The sequence below is a fragment of the Arthrobacter sp. ATA002 genome (genome assembly GCF_026898095.1).
Classification (GTDB): domain Bacteria; phylum Actinomycetota; class Actinomycetes; order Actinomycetales; family Micrococcaceae; genus Arthrobacter_B.
This window is the reverse complement of the sequence record NZ_CP114015.1, coordinates 223,266-242,003: the sequence shown is the minus strand read 5'-3', so window position 1 is coordinate 242,003 and position 18,738 is coordinate 223,266. Positions and strand designations below refer to the sequence as shown.

The 18,738-nt window shown below is 64.2% G+C and carries 15 protein-coding genes and 3 pseudogenes; 15 read left to right on the top strand and 3 right to left on the bottom strand.

All coding sequences use genetic code 11. The annotated features are described in order from the left end of the window. Positions 1-148: 148 nt before the first annotated feature. Entirely contained in the window at positions 149-805 is a 657-nt protein-coding gene (locus OL239_RS01275; RefSeq protein WP_268910400.1) for a histidine phosphatase family protein, read from the bottom strand. Then, a complete protein-coding gene (locus OL239_RS01270) occupies positions 802-2,346 on the bottom strand; it encodes a CCA tRNA nucleotidyltransferase (RefSeq protein WP_268910399.1) in 1,545 nt (514 codons plus the stop codon). Before OL239_RS01270 ends, OL239_RS01275 begins: the two co-directional genes overlap by 4 nt. A 144-nt stretch (positions 2,347-2,490) precedes the next feature. Between OL239_RS01270 and OL239_RS01265 the strand changes: the two genes are divergently transcribed. The 15 genes and pseudogenes from OL239_RS01265 to OL239_RS19910 all read left to right on the top strand — a co-directional run bounded on the left by OL239_RS01265 (position 2,491) and on the right by OL239_RS19910 (position 15,466). After that, complete coding sequence (locus tag OL239_RS01265; RefSeq protein ID WP_268910398.1) at positions 2,491-3,021, top strand: NUDIX hydrolase; 531 nt, start codon at positions 2,491-2,493, stop codon at positions 3,019-3,021. An 87-nt stretch (positions 3,022-3,108) separates the two neighbouring features. Continuing rightward, a pseudogene (murJ, locus tag OL239_RS19920) lies at positions 3,109-4,769 on the top strand (murein biosynthesis integral membrane protein MurJ). A 202-nt stretch (positions 4,770-4,971) separates the two neighbouring features. Then, positions 4,972-5,367, top strand: a pseudogene (locus OL239_RS19915) (ABC transporter substrate-binding protein); the annotation flags it as partial. Positions 5,368-5,819: 452 nt separating this feature from the next. Continuing rightward, positions 5,820-6,551: a hypothetical protein gene (locus OL239_RS01245; protein ID WP_268910395.1), complete on the top strand. Its 732-nt coding sequence runs from the start codon at positions 5,820-5,822 to the stop codon at positions 6,549-6,551. Positions 6,552-6,753: 202 nt separating this feature from the next. Continuing rightward, positions 6,754-7,773 carry a thioredoxin-disulfide reductase gene (gene trxB / locus OL239_RS01240; protein ID WP_442864271.1) on the top strand — a complete coding sequence of 340 codons (1,020 nt, stop codon included), beginning with the start codon at positions 6,754-6,756 and terminating at the stop codon, positions 7,771-7,773. Between the two features lie 96 nt (positions 7,774-7,869). Then, positions 7,870-8,126 (top strand): annotated as a pseudogene (gene trxA / locus OL239_RS01235) (thioredoxin). 10 nt (positions 8,127-8,136) lie between these two features. Continuing rightward, on the top strand, positions 8,137-9,333 hold the full coding sequence (locus tag OL239_RS01230; protein ID WP_268910393.1) for a peptidoglycan-binding protein: 1,197 nt from the start codon (positions 8,137-8,139) through the stop codon (positions 9,331-9,333). 860 nt (positions 9,334-10,193) lie between these two features. Further along, positions 10,194-11,312, top strand: coding sequence for a glycosyltransferase (locus OL239_RS01225; RefSeq protein WP_268910392.1), 1,119 nt, complete (start codon positions 10,194-10,196; stop codon positions 11,310-11,312). Beyond that, positions 11,312-11,479: a hypothetical protein gene (locus OL239_RS01220; protein ID WP_268910391.1), complete on the top strand. Its 168-nt coding sequence runs from the start codon at positions 11,312-11,314 to the stop codon at positions 11,477-11,479. The genes OL239_RS01225 and OL239_RS01220 overlap by 1 nt, the downstream gene beginning before the upstream one ends. Then, on the top strand, positions 11,476-12,972 hold the full coding sequence (locus OL239_RS01215) for an ArnT family glycosyltransferase (RefSeq protein WP_268910390.1): 1,497 nt from the start codon (positions 11,476-11,478) through the stop codon (positions 12,970-12,972). Before OL239_RS01220 ends, OL239_RS01215 begins: the two co-directional genes overlap by 4 nt. Continuing rightward, positions 12,969-13,796, top strand: coding sequence for a polysaccharide deacetylase family protein (locus tag OL239_RS01210; RefSeq protein ID WP_268910389.1), 828 nt, complete (start codon positions 12,969-12,971; stop codon positions 13,794-13,796). Before OL239_RS01215 ends, OL239_RS01210 begins: the two co-directional genes overlap by 4 nt. 45 nt (positions 13,797-13,841) lie before the next feature. Next, positions 13,842-14,096, top strand: a complete 255-nt coding sequence (locus OL239_RS01205) for a hypothetical protein (RefSeq protein ID WP_268910388.1) — start codon at positions 13,842-13,844, stop codon at positions 14,094-14,096. An 11-nt stretch (positions 14,097-14,107) separates the two neighbouring features. Beyond that, positions 14,108-15,022, top strand: coding sequence for a hypothetical protein (locus tag OL239_RS01200; protein ID WP_268910387.1), 915 nt, complete (start codon positions 14,108-14,110; stop codon positions 15,020-15,022). A 160-nt stretch (positions 15,023-15,182) separates the two neighbouring features. Beyond that, positions 15,183-15,317, top strand: a complete 135-nt coding sequence (locus OL239_RS01195) for a hypothetical protein (RefSeq protein ID WP_268910386.1) — start codon at positions 15,183-15,185, stop codon at positions 15,315-15,317. Continuing rightward, positions 15,311-15,466, top strand: a complete 156-nt coding sequence (locus OL239_RS19910; protein ID WP_442864188.1) for a class I SAM-dependent methyltransferase — start codon at positions 15,311-15,313, stop codon at positions 15,464-15,466. Before OL239_RS01195 ends, OL239_RS19910 begins: the two co-directional genes overlap by 7 nt. A gap of 2,189 nt (positions 15,467-17,655) precedes the next feature. Here the strand turns inward: OL239_RS19910 and OL239_RS01190 are convergent. Next, on the bottom strand, positions 17,656-18,681 hold the full coding sequence (locus OL239_RS01190) for a ParB/RepB/Spo0J family partition protein (RefSeq protein ID WP_268911634.1): 1,026 nt from the start codon (positions 18,679-18,681) through the stop codon (positions 17,656-17,658). Between the last annotated feature and the right edge of the window lie 57 nt (positions 18,682-18,738).

Genomic DNA, 18,738 nt, shown 5'->3' with positions numbered 1-18,738 from the left:
ACATGATTGATCATTACCCCACCTCCCTTTCTTGAGTGCGTAGACTTTGCGGATATGCGGGCGGGAAACCCGGCCGTCCTAGAAACATACAACAGGTTTCAGTTCCCTGCCAAGGACTTTTCCGCAAATTCTTTTAATTCTTTCCCTGTTAATAGTTCCAGCGCACTATCGCCGGTGTGTGCTTGTCCCAGCCGAGTGTGCAGACCGCAGCTGTGCCGAGCACGAAATGCCGTCCCTTTTCCGCCGGAAGGCCGAGCCAGCGGGCAGCAAGAATCCGCAGGAAGTGGCCGTGCGCCACGAGGAGGACTTTCTCCACCGGCTCTGCGTCCGGGTCGCGGTCCATCGGCGTTCCGCAGCCGGCCTGCACCAGCGAGATGATCCGGTCGGCCCGTTCGGCCACCTGGTCCAGGGTTTCACCGTTGGGAACGCCGTCGTTCCAGATGATGTACCCGGGGTTTTCCGCTCGGACCTGAGTGCTCTTGCGCCCCTCGTTGTCCCCGTAGTCCCACTCATGCGCGTGGGGCAGGATCCGCGGATTGGGGTGGCCCACCAGTTCGGCGGTTCGCCGGGCGCGGATCAGCGGTGAGGACAGCACGAGGTCAAAGTCGACCGCCCCGATCTTTTCCCTGGCGGCGGCTGCCTGCGCTTCACCGTCGGCGGTCAGGGGAATGTCCGTCAGACCGGTGTAGTTCCCCTCGCGGGACCACTCCGTTTCACCGTGGCGCAGCAGCCACAGGCGCGGCAGCCGGGTTCCCGCCGGGGTCGTGTCCGGAACCGCCGGACCGAAGTCCTCAGTGTCGCTCATTTACTGCCTTCCGCTGGTGTGGACGGGTTCTCGTCCGTCCCTGTTTTGTCACTGCCGCCACGGGCGGGTTCGCTGGACGGTACGGCGGAGCCGGGGAGCCCGGGGTTCTCGCCGCTTTCGGGCTGCCCGGCCCACCAGCTGCGCAGCAGTGCCGCTGCTTCCGCCTCGGAGGAAGGGCCGTTCTCCATGCGTTCTTCCAGCAGGAACCGGTACGCGCGGCCCACCACCGGACCGGGCCGAATGCCCAGCAGCGCCATGATGGCTTCCCCGTCCAGGTCCGGACGGATGGCGGCCAGTTCCTCCTGCTCGGCCAGCGCGCTGATCCGGGCTTCCAGGTCGTCGTACGCAAACGCCAGGCGGTCGGCCTTGCGCCGGTTCCGCGTGGTGACGTCGGACCGGGTCAGCCGGTGCAGCCGCTGCAGCAGGGGGCCGGCGTCGTTGACGTAGCGGCGGACCGCGGAGTCGGTCCAGCCGGCGTCCCCGTACCCGTAGAAGCGCATGTGCAGTTCCACCAGGCGCGACACCGCCTTGACGGTGTCGTTGTCAAAGCGCAGCGCCTTCATCCGCTTGGCTGTGAGCTTGGCTCCGACGGCGTCGTGATGCAGGAAGCTCACGGACCCATTGGACTCGAAGCGCCGGGTGGCGGGCTTGCCGACGTCGTGCATCAGCGCCGCGAACCGCAGGACGAAGTCCGGGGCGGGCACATCGCCGCCGGCTGCGGTTTCGTGGCCGCAGGCCTGGCGCAGCACCGTCAGCGAATGCTGGTAGACGTCCTTATGCCGGTGGTGCTCGTCGATTTCCAGCTTCAGCGCGGACACCTCCGGAAGCACCTGATCGGCGAGGCCGCTTTCCACCAGCAAATCGACGCCGGCCCAGGGCGCTTTGCCGTTGATCAGCTTCACCAGCTCATCGCGGACCCGCTCGGCGGAGATGATGGCGATCCGGCCGGCCATGTCCTTCATGGCCGCGAACACATCGGGCGCCACCTGCACCTGGAGCTGGGAGGCAAAACGGGCAGCGCGCATCATCCGCAGCGGGTCGTCGGAGAACGACGTCGACGGCGCACCCGGGGTGCGGACGAACCCCGTCCGCAGGTCCTCCAGCCCGCCGAAGGGGTCCACCAGTTCCAGGGAGGGCAGCCGCAGCGCCATGGCATTCATGGTGAAGTCGCGGCGGAACAGGTCGTCCTCGAGCCTGTCGCCGAACGCCACTGCAGGCTTCCGTGACTCCGGGTCGTAGGCGTCGGCGCGGTAGGTCGTGATTTCTATCTGGAAGCCGGCCTTGCGCATGCCGATGGTGCCGAAGGCGCGTCCGATTTCCCAGTAGGTGTCGCACCAGCCGCGGATAACGGTGATGATGTCGTCCGGCCGAGCATTCGTCGTGAAATCCAGGTCCGGAGAAACCCGTCCCAGAAAGAGGTCACGCACGGGTCCGCCGACGAGCGACAGCTCAAAGCCTGCGTCCCGGAACAGGGTGCCGAGCTCGCCGACAACGGACGGAAGGGGAGTCTTCAGGGCCGAACTATCAAAAAGGTGCGCCATAGTCCTTTAAGCCTGCCAGATAAAAGGTCCGCGGACGCACAGACGGCCCCCGCCGGGGCCCGGACACGCCGCAGCTTCCCGCGTCCGCTCCGGGCCTCCCCGTGACAGTCATCATCCCCGGACAAAGATCGTTAGAGTGGTCATATGGCCCATCCCGTACCCAGCGCACCCAAGCGAACCCCATTGACGGCGTCAATGGGCGGAGCCGGCGCGCATCCGGTACACGCCGCGCTGCCCACGGTGGAAGAGGTCTCCGCCGGCGGAATCGTGGTGGACTCCTCCTCACCGGAGCTGCCGGTGGCAATCATTGCCCGGCTCAACCGCGGCGGCAGGCTCGAATGGTGCCTTCCGAAGGGCCACCCCGAGAACGAGGAAGACAGCCGTGAGGCAGCCGTCCGGGAAATTGCCGAGGAAACCGGAATTGACGGGCGCATCCTGACCGCCCTGGGCAGCATTGACTACTGGTTTACGGTCAGCGGCCACCGGGTGCACAAAACGGTGCACCACTTCCTGCTGGCAGCCACCGGCGGACACCTGACCATCGACAACGATCCGGACCACGAAGCCGTGGACGTAGCCTGGGTCCCGCTTGCAGACCTCGGCAAGCGGCTGTCCTTTCCGAACGAGCGGCGCATCGCGGACCTCGCCCGGGAGATCCTCCCCCGCTACCTCTGATTTCACCGTTCGTCCTGCCGCGCTCCGGCTTACCGGCACCGTGCCGGTTTAAGTGCTGCCCCGGTGAAGTGAGAGCATAGGGTCACGATGGCCGAAAAGAATATTGCTCCCAGTACCGCGCGCTCCAGTGCGGTCATGGCAGCTGGAACCCTGTTGTCCCGTGTCCTTGGCCTTGTCCGGACGGCGCTGCTGGCCGTCGCCATTGGCACCACCGGCCTGGTGAGTGACATCTTCAGCGCTGCGAACGTGCTGCCCAACTTCATCTACCTGCTGCTGGCCGGCGGCGTATTCAACGCCGTGCTCGTGCCGCAGATCATCAAAGCCAGCAAGCGCCCGGACCGGGGCAGGGAGTATGTCTCCGCGATGATGACCCTGAGCCTGGCCGCGCTTGGCGTCCTGGCGCTGGCGGCGACCCTTGCCGCACCCTGGATCCTTCCGTTGGTGACGCAGCTGAGCGGGGAGCAGCTCCCGCTGGCCACCACCTTCGCCTACTGGCTGTTTCCGCAGATCTTTTTCTACGGCGCCTACGCGGTGATCGGACAGACACTCAACGCCAACGGGCGCTTCGGAGCGTACATGTGGGCTCCGGTGGTCAACAACTTGGTTTCCATCGCGGGAATCCTGCTGTTCATTGCACTGATTGGCAACCAGGAGACCAACAGCTTCTCACCGGAAAACTGGACCTCCTCAGCGACGCTGATACTGGCTGGAAGCACCACCCTGGGCATCGCCGTCCAGGCCCTGGTGCTGCTCATCCCGCTCAAAAAGCTGGGACTGGGGCTGCGCCCGAATTTCCGTGTGCGCGGCATGGGCCTGCGGCAAACCGGCAGGGTGGCTAAATGGACCATCATCACGATGCTGGTGGGCAACGGCGCCTACCTCGTGTACAACAATGTCGCCACCCTCGCCACGGCCGCACGTCCGGCCTACGCGGCGATGAACCCGCCGGAGGTCATTGCCGGCCACGTGAACCTCGAGATTGCCTCCATGTTCTACATGATTCCGCACTCCGTGATCACGCTGTCCCTGGCCACCGTGCTGTTCAACCAGCTGTCCCACGCGTTTACCGAGGGCAATCTGGCCGAGGTCCGAGCACCATCTCCTCCGGGCTGCGGGCCATCGGCGTGGCAACGGTGTTCTGTTCCGCCGTACTGGTGGTGCTGGCCGGACCCATCAGCGTGTGGTTCAGCGGCGGCTCCACGGCCTCCGCCGCCGTCCAGGCGCAGGTCCTGGTCCTGCTGGCCATCAGCGCCCCGTTCCTCAGCGCCACTTTCCTGATGAACCGCGCGTTTTATGCCGACGAAGACGGCAAGACGCCCATGGTCATGCAGATCCTCCTGTCCGTTTTCGGCATCCTGCTGGCCGTCGGGGCCGCGGCGCTGCCGGCCAACCGGATTGTCTTCGGGCTGGCCATTGCCTATTCACTGGGAAACGTCGCGGGCGTGGTGATCAGCCACTTCTTCCTCACCCGGAAACTGGGACATTACGGTGCGGGCAGGATCTTCGATGTCCATGTCCGCTTGACGCTGGCGGCCCTGGGCAGCGCGATCCTCGGTTCGGCGGCCCTAAGCATGTTTGGCGGTTACTCGGCCGACGGGTTCGCCTGGCAGTCGCTGACCGGCTCACTGGTCTCCCTGCTGGTCTGCGGTTCGCTCATGGCCGTGTCCTATTACTTCATGCTCCGCGTCCTCAAGGTCCGGGAGCTGGATGCTTTCCTCGCCCCGGTTATGGCAAAGATCCGCCGCTAAACAGCGGCTGCTGCGGAGCTTTACTCCCTGGGGCCCCGCCCGGCGGCCCCAGTGTGCCGACTCAGGGTTTGGCAACGCGCGCGGGTAGCATGGGTAATAAGGTATGCGATGGAGTCTCGTCGTTTAAACAGCCATCAACCAAACAGCAGATCTGTCCGCAGCATATTGAATGCAGTAATTGCCGTTTCCATGGGAGGAACACGTGCCACAGCCGGTAGATGCAGGCTCAACTCTGGGAGGCCGCTACAAGGTCACCGCCCAGGTCCTGGCCTCAGCGGAGAACGACCTGGTCCTCGACGGCGTGGACCAGGTGCTGAACCGTGCCGTAAGCATCCTCCTGGCGGCACCCGAGAACACCGCCCAGGTCAGTGCCAGCGCCAGGGAAATCGCCACCGGCGAACGGGCCAGCAACGTGCAGATCCTGGATCTTGGCGTCAGCGACGGCCGCACCTACCTGGTCACCAACAACGCCAACGCGGCGGACCTGCTGGACCTGGTCATTGAACGCGACGCTCCGTATGTCGAACCCTTTTTCACCGACACCCTCGGTTCCGAGATTTTCGGAATGCCCCGCTCCCGGGAACCGGAAACTGAGGATGAGGACCGGTACGTTGACGAACCCGCGGAGCGCGCTCCCCGCAAACCGTTGATTTCCGGCCGCCCGCTCCCCAAACTTCCCAAGTTCGGCCGGGCCGGCGCGGCAGCAGGCACGGGCAGTGCCCTTACCGCCGCCGAAGAGGCTGCCGCCGCCCGCGACCTGGAGTTCGGCGGTGCCGACGATGCACCCGCCGAAGCAGCCACCGGAGCGGCGAACATGCCCCCTCCCCCGCCGCCCGGCCCGTGTCCGGCCAGGCAAAGGCGCCGGCCACCGGCCAAACCCCCAAAGTTTCACGCTGGACGGAGACCGATTACGCGGCGGACGAGAGCCCGGCCGGGAACGGCACTGTCCCCTCTGCCGCCCGTGATGCTTCTTCCGGCGACACCGGCGAGCGGCGCCCCGCCAGCTTCCCGAAAGCCGCTGTTGCCTCCGGTGCCGTGTCCGGCGGTGCCGTGTCCGGCGGTTCCGGCGGCGGTGAAAACTATGAGGAGTATGACGACGGCGAAGATGACGATTCCTCCAGCGGACGCCGCACCATGGGCCGGGTGCTGGTGGGTGCCGTCCTGACGCTCGTCCTGGTTGCCGCCGTCGTGCTGTCTGTCAGCACACTGGGCAGGGTCGAGAACACTCCGGAGGCAGGTCCGGGGGCAGAGCCGACGGCCACGGCCCCCGCGCCCGCCGATACTCCGTCATCGGACGCTCCGGAGCAGGCCGCCGCGGCACCGGTGCCCGTGGGAATCAGCCGCCTGGTGCCCGGGAACCCCGGCCTCGACGCAGAAAATGACGGCGCGCTGCCGCAGATCCTGGACGGCAATGCGGCCACGTACTGGTCCAGCTATGTCTACGCCAACGACACCTTCGGCGGTTTAGCACCGAACCTCGCGCTCGTCGTCGAACTGGAGGAAGAGTCGGCGGTCAACAAGATCGATATCAGCCAGCTCAACGGCACTGGCGGCAGCTTCTCTGTACTGCTCAATGACACCCCCACCCTCGACGGCGCCACCCCGGTGGCCGAGAGCGGCTTCACCGGGCCGAGCACCAGCTTCCCCGTACCCAGGGTGGACGGCGAGGCCGCCACGGCCAAGTACGTGATCGTGAACTTCACCCAGCTGCCGCGCCTCAGCGGAGGTCTCCAAGCCGCTTATCCCTGGGGCCTGAGGATCGCGGAGATCAGCGTCTCCTAGGGCACCGGGGAGCCGGAGGGATTGGGCACGGGCGGCCCACGAGCCGGGCACTGCCGTGTCACGGGGCCCTGCCCGGAATAAGCTGAAGGCTGTAACCGTTGTGCCCAGTGATCCCGGAGTACGCAAAGGGCATCACAAGCAAGCAGGATCACGCCGGATCGAGAGAGTTTTCAACCGAGAAGAGGAACACCCAACCGTGAGCATCGAAACCCCCGCAGCCGCCGACGGCGTACGCGACGTCATTATTGTCGGTTCCGGTCCGTCCGGTTACACCGCGGCCGTTTACACCGCCCGCGCGAACCTCAAGCCGCTGCTGATCGCCAGCTCCGTCACAGCCGGCGGCGAACTGATGAACACCACCGATGTGGAGAACTTCCCAGGTTTCCCCGAAGGCGTCATGGGGCCGGACCTCATGGCCCAGTTCGAAAAGCAGGCGGCGCGCTTCGGGACCGAAATCCTCTTTGAAGACGTAACCAGTGTCGACCTTGAGGGTGACATCAAGAAGGTCACCATTGGAACGGGCGAAACATTCCTGGCGCGCTCAGTGATCATCTCCACCGGCTCCGCCTACCGCGAGCTCGGCCTGGAGGACGAAAAGCGTCTCTCCGGCCGCGGCGTCAGCTGGTGTGCCACGTGCGACGGCTTCTTCTTCAAGGGCCAGGACATCGCCGTCATCGGCGGCGGCGACTCCGCCCTCGAAGAGGCCCTGTTCCTGACCAAGTTCGCCGCCAGTGTCACCGTAGTCCACCGCCGCAACACCCTGCGTGCCTCCAAGATCATGCAGGACCGGGCCCTGTCCCACGAGAAGATCCGCTTCATCTGGGATTCCGAGGTCGCGGGAATCCACGGTGAGGATAAAGTCACCGGCCTGCGCCTGCGCAGCACTGTCGACGGATCCGAGTCGGACCTTCCCGTCACCGGCGTCTTTGTGGCCATCGGCAATGACCCGCGCACCGAGCTGGTCAAGGACCAGCTGGAGCTGACCACGGAGGGCACCATCGCGGTCGCCGGCCGCACGTCCAAGACCTCGCTGCCCGGTGTCTTCGCCGCCGGCGATGTCATCGATCCCACCTACCGCCAGGCGATCACCGCCTCAGGTTCGGGGTGCGTGGCGGCCATCGACGTCGAACACTACCTGGCCGATCTGGGCGACGCCGTCGACACGGCTGCGGAAGTTCCGACCCCGACGGCCGAAGCTGTCTCCGAACACGCAGCCCTTTAAGATCCAAAACCTCTTAGGAGCAACAATATGAGCAACGCGAAAGATGTAACCGACGCTTCCTTTGGAGCGGATGTCCTCACGGCAGACAAGCCGGTCATTGTCGATTTTTGGGCTGAATGGTGCGGCCCGTGCCGTATGCTCTCCCCATCCTCGACGACATCGCGGCACAGTATGCCGACAAGGTGGACGTCGTGAAGGTAAATGTGGATGACAACCCGGCCATCGCAGCCAAGTACGGGATCACGTCCATCCCCGCCGTTTACGTTTTCCAGGGCGGCGAGGTGGCTGCCACATCCATCGGCGCGAAGCCGAAGCAGGTCCTGGAGCAGGAATTCGCGGCGTTCCTGAAGTAAAGACAAGACCATGCACTCGGCAGGAGAAACCCTGCGGAGAACGGACGCCGGCCGGCCCGTAGTCTCGCTTCGTGAAGCGTTGCTGCGTGCCGGCATCTCCATGTCCTACCTGGCTCCGGACTCCGTCACCAATCCCACCCTTTTCGACGACCACGTCGACGCCGCCGTCCGCTCCTTCCAGCAGAGCCGCGGCCTGATTGTCGACGGCGTCGCAGGCCCCGACACCCTGCGGGCCCTGGCCGACGCACAGTTCCGGTTCGGAGACCGCACCCTGGCTTTCGTCGAAGGTGAACCGCCGGCCCGCGGCGACGATGTCGCCGAACTCCAGCGCCACCTTTCGCACCTCGGGTTCTACTACGGCCACATTGACGGTGAGTTCAACGTCCGCACCCGCTACGCCGTCGCCGAGCTCCAGCAGAACCTGGGCATCCCCGGCAGCGGTGTCTGTGACGAAGCCACCATGCGGGCCATGGCTCGGGTCAACCGTGCCATTACGCCAAGCCAGGCGTTTGCCCTGCGCGACTACGAGCGGCTGGACCGCTCCACCACCGCCCTGCGCGGCCGGCTGATCGCGCTCAGCGGCGGCACGTCGGAGCTGGCCTCCCCCCACGCCGTCGAACGGCTGACCTCCGAGCCGCTGACCGAGGCGCTGGTCGCCGCGGACATCTGCCGGCGGGTGGAACGCATCCTTCGGGAATTCGGTGCCCGGGTCGTCACCCGCACGTCCGCAGCCACCGGGATCGAGCCCGACGGCGAACGGGTGCCCAGCCTCAGCCTGGACCTTCACTGCGACTGGCTGAACCAGGAAGCCGCCTCCGGCATCGCCGCCTTCTACTGGGGCCTGCCCGGAACCGGTGAGCCGCGTTCCCCCATTGGCCACCGGGCCGCCATCCTCCTGATGAAGGAGCTGGGAGCACGCACGGGAATGGACAGCCTGGGCGTCCACGGACGGACCTGGGACACCCTGAAGCTGTCCGGCATTCCCTCCGTCGGCTTGGACCTGGGGTACCTGAGTAACCGCGGCGATGCGGAACGGCTCGCCGATCCCGTTTTCCGCCAGACGGTGGCCGATGCCATCGTGATCGGCATCCAGCGGCTCTACCTGCTCGAGGAAGAAGACCAGCCCACCGGCACACTGGCCCTAGACGACGTGATCCGGTTCAACCCCGCTGAGGAGCCGGAGGAACGGCGCGTAGCCGGACTCTAGGCCAGGCCCCACCGAACACGCAGCGGCGGCGGCATCTCCCACGGGAGGTGCCGCCGCTGTTTCACGTGCGCGTGATTTGTTCCCCCGAACACCAATCCGGAATCCGGTCACGGCACCGGACTACTTGTCTTTAGAAGCCGCTGACGCCGGCGCTAGGTGTCCTGCCGAGAGTTACCGGGAGTGGAACCAGTAGCTGTTACGCGTGCCGGGCGGCGACCGTTTTCCTAGCCTGAACTGGTCGATTCGGACACCAAAGTCTAGCCAGAGGCTGCGGAGCATTCAGAGCAGCAATCACCTGCAGTGCTCCGGGCCGCAGGTTCGAATTCCCGCCACTGCGTTAACCAGCGGCATATGCCCTGCCCACGGCAGGGCCCCGGTCGACGCCTTCGTGCGGATCATCCACACGGAGGATGACCAGTTTTCTTTGACCAGACAAGGGGGGTGCGGCCGTGACTCTGCAAGAATTGCGTTTCCATCTGCTGGAAGCCGCCGGGGAAATCACCGGGACCGTTCACGGCGACGGTCCGCAAGCCGCACCGATTGCAGAAGCCGATTTTGACTTCGATGTAGCCGTTATCATCGAACTTCGTCAACGGTTCAGAACCGACCGACGGGCTGTCACCGCAGGAGCACGAGCCAAAAGCTATGGCGCTTCCAACGCTGCTGATCATCCATCACATCCACCACACCACCAGCCGCGTGCTTCTGGCTCCACTTCAGGAGGAGCAGCAGTCATGACTGCCACCAGAGGCGCCCCCTGCCCTGTCGTCCCCCGAGCCGCAGGAGCAGTCCCAGACGGAGCACGAGCTGTCCAGGGGAACCTGTCGCCGTTGCGCGGAAGTCCAGCACGGGGGTCCGTCGTGAAACTGAGCAACGACCTCCGCCGGAAGCCGCTCGCGCAGGCAGTCGAGGAGCCCCGGTCGCCTGTACGAGTGATTGCGATCATCCCTGCCCACAACGAGGAGATCGGGATCGCACAGACGATCGACAGCCTGCGTCGCCAGACTCAGGCCCCCGACCAGATCCTCGTGGCGGCAGACAACTGCACCGACGGCACCGTGGACATCGCCAAAGCCATGGGGGTGGAAGTTCTGGAAACCTGGGACAACACCGCCAAGAAGGCGGGGGCGCTCAATCAGGGGCTCGCCATGGTCCTCCCTGGTCTCCAGCCTCATGATGTCGTGCTGATGATGGATGCGGACAGCCGTCTCAATCGCGACTTCGTCGCTGCCGGCATGGCCTACTTCGAGCACTGGCCGCTACGGGGTGGGATCAGCGGCTCCTACCTGGCCGCCGACCACCCGTCGCGCGTGGCCCTGCTGCAGAAGATCGAATACACCCAGGGCCTGCGCTCGGTGCACCGCCGTGCTGGGCGCATCCACGTGCTGTCGGGCGCAGCCACCATCTTCACAGTGGAAGCACTGCGCAAGGTGGCCCAGATGCGCGGCAGCAGCGTCATTCCCGGAGTGAAGGGACTGGTGTATGACGAGTCCTCCCTCACGGAGGATTACGAGCTGACCGTGGCACTGAAGCGTGTGGGCTACGACCCGCGGTGCGCCGCAGATTGCATCGTCGACACCGACGTGATGCCGACGTGGCGCGATTGGAGAATCCAACGACTGCGGTGGCAGCGGGGGACGCTGGAGACCCTGTTCACCTATGGATTCGTGGAACACACCCGCAAGGCGTGGGCGGTACAGGCATGGACCTACTTCCGCACCATCATCCCGGTGCTGATGCTGATGATCTGGAGCTATGCCCTGATCTTCGAGGAGGTGGCTTTCCATCCGTTCTGGCTGCTCATCATTCCGGTGTTCATGCTCGACCAGTTGGTGGCCACCTGGGACGCAGGGTGGAGGGCGCGAATCTACGCCACTCTCATCATCCCGCTGTGGATCTACGAGGCCTACCAGTCGATCGCGTACTGGAAGGCACTTCGCCTTGCACTGCGCGGCGGCGAGAAAGAGTGGTTGACCTGATGGACACATTCCTGGGCCTCCTCGAGGAGGTCACCCACAACGGCTTCATGGCCGGCGTGGCCGCGCTGACGGTTCTCACACTGGCGGTCCTCGGCATCGCCGTGCGCCGCATCCTGCCCAAGCACGAACACGATGCCACTCTGCCTCCGAGGAGGAAGCGCTCATGACAGACACCCTCAACCGTCCGGCCGACGGGTACCATCGGCCGACGTGGAACGAGGCCGTCAGTCAGGCCCTGCCGCCCAAGCTGCAGGTCGAGAGCACACGACGCTGGGTGGGCCGCACCCCGCTGATCGTGCTGCTGGCACTGTTGTCCGTACTCAGCCTGCGGCTGTCCAACACCGCCTTCATCGATGAAGCGCTCTACATCAACGCAGGGCACGACTACCTCAAGCACTGGTTGACGGGCGACGGCGTCGAGACGTACGGCGACTCGTTTCCCGGCGTGCCGTTCGTCTACCCCGTGTTCGCTGCCGTGCTGGACACCATCGGAGGGCTCCTGCTGGTCCGGGGCTTCAGCCTGCTCTGCGTGCTGGCGGCGACCATCCTCGTCTACCGGACGCTGGCCTACCTGGGGTACCGGAGTGAGGGCATACTCGCGGCTACCGTCTTCGCGCTGACGGGTCCCGTGGTGTTCGCGGGTGCCCTGGCCACCTTCGACGCCCTGGTCATCGCCATGCTCGCTGCCGCCGTCTGGACAGGCGTCCAGACGGGCTGGATGTCAGCCGTGGCCACCGGAATCATCCTCGGCCTGGTCCCTGTCATGAAGTACTCGGGCGCGATCTTCATCCCGGTCGTGCTCGTCGTGGTGTTCTTGGCCTCGCCACGCTGGCGCGCAGCGCTCGCGGGCGTCATCGCCGTGGCCGTCCCTGGTGCCGCCTGGCTCGCCTGGTCGGATCAGATCGGCGCGGGTGTCACATCCCTGACCGATCGAAGCGTGTTCAGCCCACACTCGACGGACGAGTTGGTGGCATGGCTGGTGCTCGACATCGGCATCCTCATCCTCATCGCACTGGTGGGAGGACTGCTGCTGGCCCGCCGAGGGCCGCGGCACGCACTGGTGGCGCTGGTGCTGTTCGGCGGCGGCCTGGCGCTACCCGCCGCGCAACTGGTCCTGGGCGAGGGTTTCTCCTTCGACAAGCACCTGGCGTACGCCGCGCTCTTCCTGGCACCCCTGGCCGGCTACGCACTGGCGAAGCTGTCCAGGCGCACATGGAAGCTGCTCCCGGTGGTGGTGCTGCTATCTACGACGCTGCTGTTCGGGGTCTCCCGCTCGGATACCATGTACAACTCCTGGGTCAGCGTCCAGCCCGTCGTGGATGTTATCGAGGACGATGCCAGGCCGGGTGTCTACATCTCCTCGGCGTCGGACTCCCTGAAGTACCATCTGCGCGATCGCCCCGAGATCACCTGGGAGACGACCTTCTCCCTCTATCCCCAGGGCGAGGGAGCCATCAGGGTGGCTGTGGAGAATCAAAGCTTCCAGTCCGTCATCCTTCGCTCTGCCAGCACCGGGGAACCCGATCAGGACGCAGGACAGGCCGTACTGCTTCAAGCTCTCCGGGACAGCGCATACTACGAGCTCACCGCCACCATGCCTGCCGGTGCTCATTCAGACGCTGACATGTGGCTCGTCTTCACCAAGAAGGGAGCAGAGTGACTCTGACACGCCGCGGGATAACTGCAGTAGCCGCTTCGGCGGCTGCTGCCGTCGCCCTCGCCGGGACGTTCCAGGTGGTCATCCAGGATCACTCCGGCTCAGCGTTTGCCGCCACCACCGCCACAACCCGGAGCGATCCGATCACGGAGCGCCCGCTGGACAACGACTGCTCGGGCGGCCACGTCACCTTCACCTTCGATGACGGCCCGCGCGAGAACACCGAGAGGGTGCTCGACGCGCTCGATGGCTTCCGCATCGACGCCGTCTTCTTCTGGAACGGTCAAAGAATCAAGGGGCGCGAGCACACTGTTACCCGTGCCCTTGCCGAGGGCCATGTCATCGGCAACCACTCCTGGGACCACGCCAACATGATGACCGGAGAATTGCCCGACGGCACCAAGCAGACCTGGAGTCCCGCGTGGGTGCGTAGTGAGTTGGAGCGGACGAACGAGGCCCTGATCGCTGCTGGCGCCCCTCGCCCGACGCTCTACCGCCCGCCCTACGGTGCGATCAACAAGCAGGTGGACGAGGTGGCACAAGAGCTCGACCTGCGTCTCGTGATGCCCTGGGGGTACCACGAAGAGGACAACATCGTGGATACCCAAGACTACGAGGGCGCGACCACCCAGGAGATCATCGATGCCACGGTCCAAAGGATGCGGGCCGACTCGATCATCACGATGCATGACGGCCAAGGACAGGCGACGCTCAACTCGGTCGACGCACTCCAACCCATCGTGGATGCGATGAACGAGAGGAGCCTGTGTGCCACCACGGAGATGCGCGAGGATACTACGGGTGGCGTGCTCGAGATGTACGGCTGAAGAGATCCCGGTGCCCGTCCGAACCGGAACGCGAAGGAATCTCTTGTGACCAAGCTGCCCAGCAAGGTCAACGCCGTCTACTGGACGCGCTGGAACGCTGACATCCGACTCACACAGGTCCCGCAGTCGTACAACGTGCTCTACCTGTTCGCCGCCGGCCGGTCGGGTGACGCAGGGGGGATCGGGTGGGGCATGAACGACATCGACGCCGACATCAGGACCGTCCGTGCCCGGGGTCAGCGTGTCGTGCTCTCCACGGGGGCGCGGGCCAGGGAATTGACTTCTCCTCACGGTCGGTGAGCCAGCGCTTCGTGGACAGCGTCGTGCGCATCAACGCGGAGCTCGGTGGCACCCTGACCAGCCCCGTGATCGACGGGGTCGACTTCAATACCTTCGAGGCCGAGGCCACGCCGAACACGGCCGAGTATCTGTGGATGTTCACGGAGCTGAAGCGCCGGTTCGGCCAGGACTTCGGCATCACGTCCCCGCCTGCCCCTTGGAAGGCAGAGGACAAGGCGATGATCCGCGAGGCCCTGTCGAGGGACCTCATGACCTACGCCGGGCCACAGTTCTACGACGGCACGGGGCTCGCCGACCCGGAATACATCATTGCCACCACGCGCGACTGGGTGCTGAACGTGGCCGGCGGGGACGCGAGCAAGATCGTCGTGGGCTTCGGCATGGAAAACATGGAGAACTACTCCTCGATCGATCAGATCCGCACTGCCTGGCGGGCGATCGAGAAGGAGTTCCCAACGATCCGGGGGGCATTCCTGTGGCAGCACAAGACCGATTCCGACCGGGGGTGGGCCTTTGCCAAGCAGTTGGCCCCGCTCGTCCTGGGCAACGTCATTCCCGAGCAGCCGATGCCCTCGGCCCTGCCGCCCGCGCTGGCTCAGCCTCCCGGGCCCGTGGTGAAGATCGGCTCGGCCTCCTATCCGCTGTCAGGCATCGACATCGCTCTCGAACTCAATGCCCTGGTGGCCTACACAGACAGGGTGCCAACCACGTCCACCAACCCGATCGGCTGCGAGGTGACCGTGACGGGCGGCAAGGTCAGTCTGATCAACGACCGCCAGGTCGGTGAATTTACGACCGGAACCCGCGTCCCCGAAGGCGGCTTCGTGCTCTCGGGACATGGCGAGGCACGCACATGGCTTTTGGCCAATGCCAGGGCCGGTGCGGCGGTCGAGGGCATCACCGTGACCCCCACCCCTCGCTTCTGATGCCGACCTGAGCCTACCGGCTGCTCAGCGAGGCTCGACAGCAAGAGTCCGGTAGGCGCTGGGGAACTATACTTCCGTAGCCAATGAAGATGATTCCCGTCCTTGGCCCCCACTCGTAAAGGACTGCCGCGTATGCAGCCGGGATCACGTGTTGGATGTCGTGGCAGGAACCGGCAACGCTGCGGTACCGCCCGTTGACACCGGGGCGGAGGTGGCCGCATACGATCTGATGCTGGAGCTGATCGATGAGGGTAAGCGTCTTGCGGATGCCCGGGCCGCCAGCCTCCAGTGGTAGTGGCGAACTTCGCAGCCCTCCCCTTCCCCGATGCATCCTTCAACATCGTTTTCTCCCGTGTCGGAGTGATCGCTCCTCATCATCAGGAGAGGGCCGATGAGCTGTTCAGGGTTTGTCGCCCCGGCGGCAGAACCTGGCTGATTAACTGAACTCCTGAAGGGTTCATCGGGCGCATATGTCAGCCATGAAACCCTATGCACCTCCACCGCCTCCCGGCGCCCAATTTCCTCCGCTGTGAGGGGAATGGGATCATATCCAGACCCTTTTCGGGAGCCAGGTACAGAACTCTCAGGTTGAACGCCAGCTACTCCGCGTTGAACTGTTCAGCACCACGGAGGCGTTCTCGACATTTAACAAGACCAGTTACGGCCCGTCCATTGCTGAATAAGTTCCTCGCGGATGTCTCCGATCACGCCGCAGCAGCTGATTCAGGGCTCCTGGGACTAGCTGAGCATTACCGTTCCGATACAAACAACAGCAGGGAGGGAGCGTCTACTTGTGACCGTAGAACGGTCGTAGCCGGGTTTTCCGGTGGTCTTGGCGTCCTAATCGGAGACTTGCGGAAGGAGCACGAGGCCGAATGAAGGGGGTCGTGTTTCCCTGGAGAATCCAGGTCTCATCTCCTTGTTTCACGTGAAACGGACGAGTCGACAACGCTGTTTCACGTGAAACAGCAGCCCGCCTGAAGTCACATCCCTGATCACCGCGTGCGATGAGCCCGGTCAGTCGGCGCCGGCACGAACGTATGAGAAGTGGTGCGGAGGCTTTGGGTCGAGACCACGCTGATGCGTGCCCCGATAAACCTTGCGGTCCCGTTCCACAGACATGATGCCCTGCGGTGTACGGGAGGGACGAGGACTGCTTGTCATCGCGTAGGGAATTGCTGAGTTCCTGCTTGTTGAGGAATTTTGAGGATCTGCGATCCGGGATCAACACGATGAGACATATGGTCCTAGGCGCGCCACCGTAGCGGGTCGGATCTGTCCTACAAAGGGTGGCGATGTGCTGCGCGAAAGCAACTGCTGGAGCAATGCAGGCACGATGGGGCGCACATAACCGCTAACGACGGTAGCCGGGCCCCCGGTGAACGTCAGTGCGCGGCGCACAAGTCAGTTCTCTGTTTCACGTGAAACAGACGCCAAGGTAGCCACCCCGTCGCGCCTCCGGCCTTGGGTGATCTCTCTTGGGTGATCTCTCTTGGCTGATCTCTCTTGGGTGATCTCCCATATCATCCCTCCGGTAGTCGCCGCGTAGTCCTGCGGCGCCGAACTCGCTTCCACACATGTTCGCTCGGGCGCCTACGTCTGTCGCAAACTGAGAGTAGGGCTCCCGCCGCGTTTCACGTGAAACACCACGGTGGTGCCGGCATGGAAGTGGCCAAGCAACAGCAGCACAGTCGCAGCACGGCCGACGGTCAGGGTGAGGTGTACAGGCAGGACCATCAACCGAACCAGGCCCGCGGCCAACTAGATCAAAGGCTGGGGCTGAACGGCGTCCAGGGTAAGGCGTCGCTCCTCTCCGAGGCAATGCGGCTTCATCCGCCAGCTGCCCTAGCGCATTACATCCTAGTGAATTAGATCCGAGGTGCTTCGCCCTGGCCTAACATGATGAGGTTCCACGTGAAACATGGCACTTCAAGCGCCAATGCGGCGCCTGACATGCTCAATGGCGACGATGTCCGGGAGCAGGAGGCACGTACCTGCAAACAGCCGTTCCCGTGAGCTCACATTCGCACCGATCCCGCATACCAACCCCGGCTCATCAGCTGGACTGGTATCCGACCCTGCCTCCGCACGGACAACCTGTCGACCGTGGCCGAAATCGGTGATAGGCGGAGGTTAACGATACGGGCTAAGGAACTGATAGATCAGGCAAATCCGCCTGTATTCCACTTTGCGTGAGATCACGTGTTTCACGGGAAACACCAGAACTCTCCAGGCCCGAACAGTTCCAGCGGCTGTATGCGAGGTTCGCACGACCTTGCAGATGACAGGTGAACACTCACCGAGGTGCATGCCACCGCTGGCGTATTAAGGGTTGGACGTCCCACAAGATCAGCTGTTCTTCACGCCAAACAACTCCTAAGGGCTCACGTGGTGCGAGGATCCGGTCGAAAGACGACATATGTAGGTGGCTGAGGGACTGGCCCACGGCGACCGGGTCAAGGACTCGGTATTAAGTAGCCATTGAAAAGCAGTACGCGTGGGTGTTTCACGTGAAACACCCACGCGTACTGTCCAAAGACGATAGAAACTACAAGCCAAGCGTTTGCAGATTCGTTCCCGCAGGCAGACCGGTAACAATGTGATCCAGACAACGCCGGCCCTACATGCAGTAGTCAGCTGGCCGGCGGCGCGAGCACTCCCATAATTCGGTTCAAGTCGTCAACACTGGCGAACTCGATGCTGACTTTCCCCTTGCGGGCGCCGAGGGTGATCTTCACGTTGGTATCCAACCGGTCCGATAGAGAAGTGGCAAGGTAGTCCAGCCGTTCATGCCTGGCACCCACCTTCGGCTTCGTCTCTTTCGGGGGGCGACGGAGGCCGTCACTCAAAGAAACAATCTCTTCGGTTGCCCTTACCGACAATCCCTCCGCGACGATACGCTGTGCCAGTTTCTCCATCTCCGCGGCGTCGCCCAGCCCAAGGAGGGCACGCGAGTGACCCGCGGACAAAATCCCGGCCGCAAGTCGGCGTTGAACCAGCGGCGGCAACTTCATCAACCGCAGCGTGTTGGTTACCTGGGGTCGGGACCGACCAATTCTGTCGGCAAGCTCTTCGTGGGAGCATTCAAAATCGTCTAGAAGCTGTTGGTACGCTGCAGCTTCTTCGAGCGGGTTCAGCTGGCTGCGGTGCAGGTTCTCCAACAGAGCATCGCGCAGCAGATCGACATCCTGCGTTGAGCGGATGATCGCAGGTACTGCCTCTAGACCGGCCTCACGGCTTGCCCGCCAGCGCCGCTCGCCCATGACAAGCTCATAGGGGTGCTCGGGGTCGTTCTCGGGCGAGGGTCGGACGACAATCGGCTGCAGAACTCCGATTTCCCGAATGGAGTGGACCAGCTCGGCCATGTCATCTTCGTCGAAGACGGACCTGGGCTGCTTTCGGTTTGGATGAATAGAGTCAACCGGCAGCTCTGCGAACGTGGCACCAGGAACCTGGACCAGTGTTTCACGTGAAACAGCCTCATCGGTTGAGACCCCATTCGAAGCGGATGCACTTCCGGTTCCTGCCACCGCAGTCTTCTTCCTAACCCGCGATGTGGGGGCCGCAAGGGCTTCTGCAGCATTCTGGCCGTCCACTTCGAGGCCGTCCTCAGCCGCCGGGCCGGCAGCACCGCTGTGCTGCCCTGGCTGGACACTCAGGGCACCGGCACCGGCACCGGCATCGGTGGCGTCGGCGGTGCCAGTGGCATCACATAC

Coding starts and splice junctions, on each gene's coding strand:
- OL239_RS01275 (WP_268910400.1), bottom strand. CDS start 805: ATGAGCGACACTGAGGACTTCGGTCCGGCGGTTCCGGACACGACCCCG.
- OL239_RS01270 (WP_268910399.1), bottom strand. CDS start 2,346: ATGGCGCACCTTTTTGATAGTTCGGCCCTGAAGACTCCCCTTCCGTCC.
- OL239_RS01265 (WP_268910398.1), top strand. CDS start 2,491: ATGGCCCATCCCGTACCCAGCGCACCCAAGCGAACCCCATTGACGGCG.
- OL239_RS01230 (WP_268910393.1), top strand. CDS start 8,137: ATGCACTCGGCAGGAGAAACCCTGCGGAGAACGGACGCCGGCCGGCCC.
- OL239_RS01220 (WP_268910391.1), top strand. CDS start 11,312: ATGGACACATTCCTGGGCCTCCTCGAGGAGGTCACCCACAACGGCTTC.
- OL239_RS01215 (WP_268910390.1), top strand. CDS start 11,476: ATGACAGACACCCTCAACCGTCCGGCCGACGGGTACCATCGGCCGACG.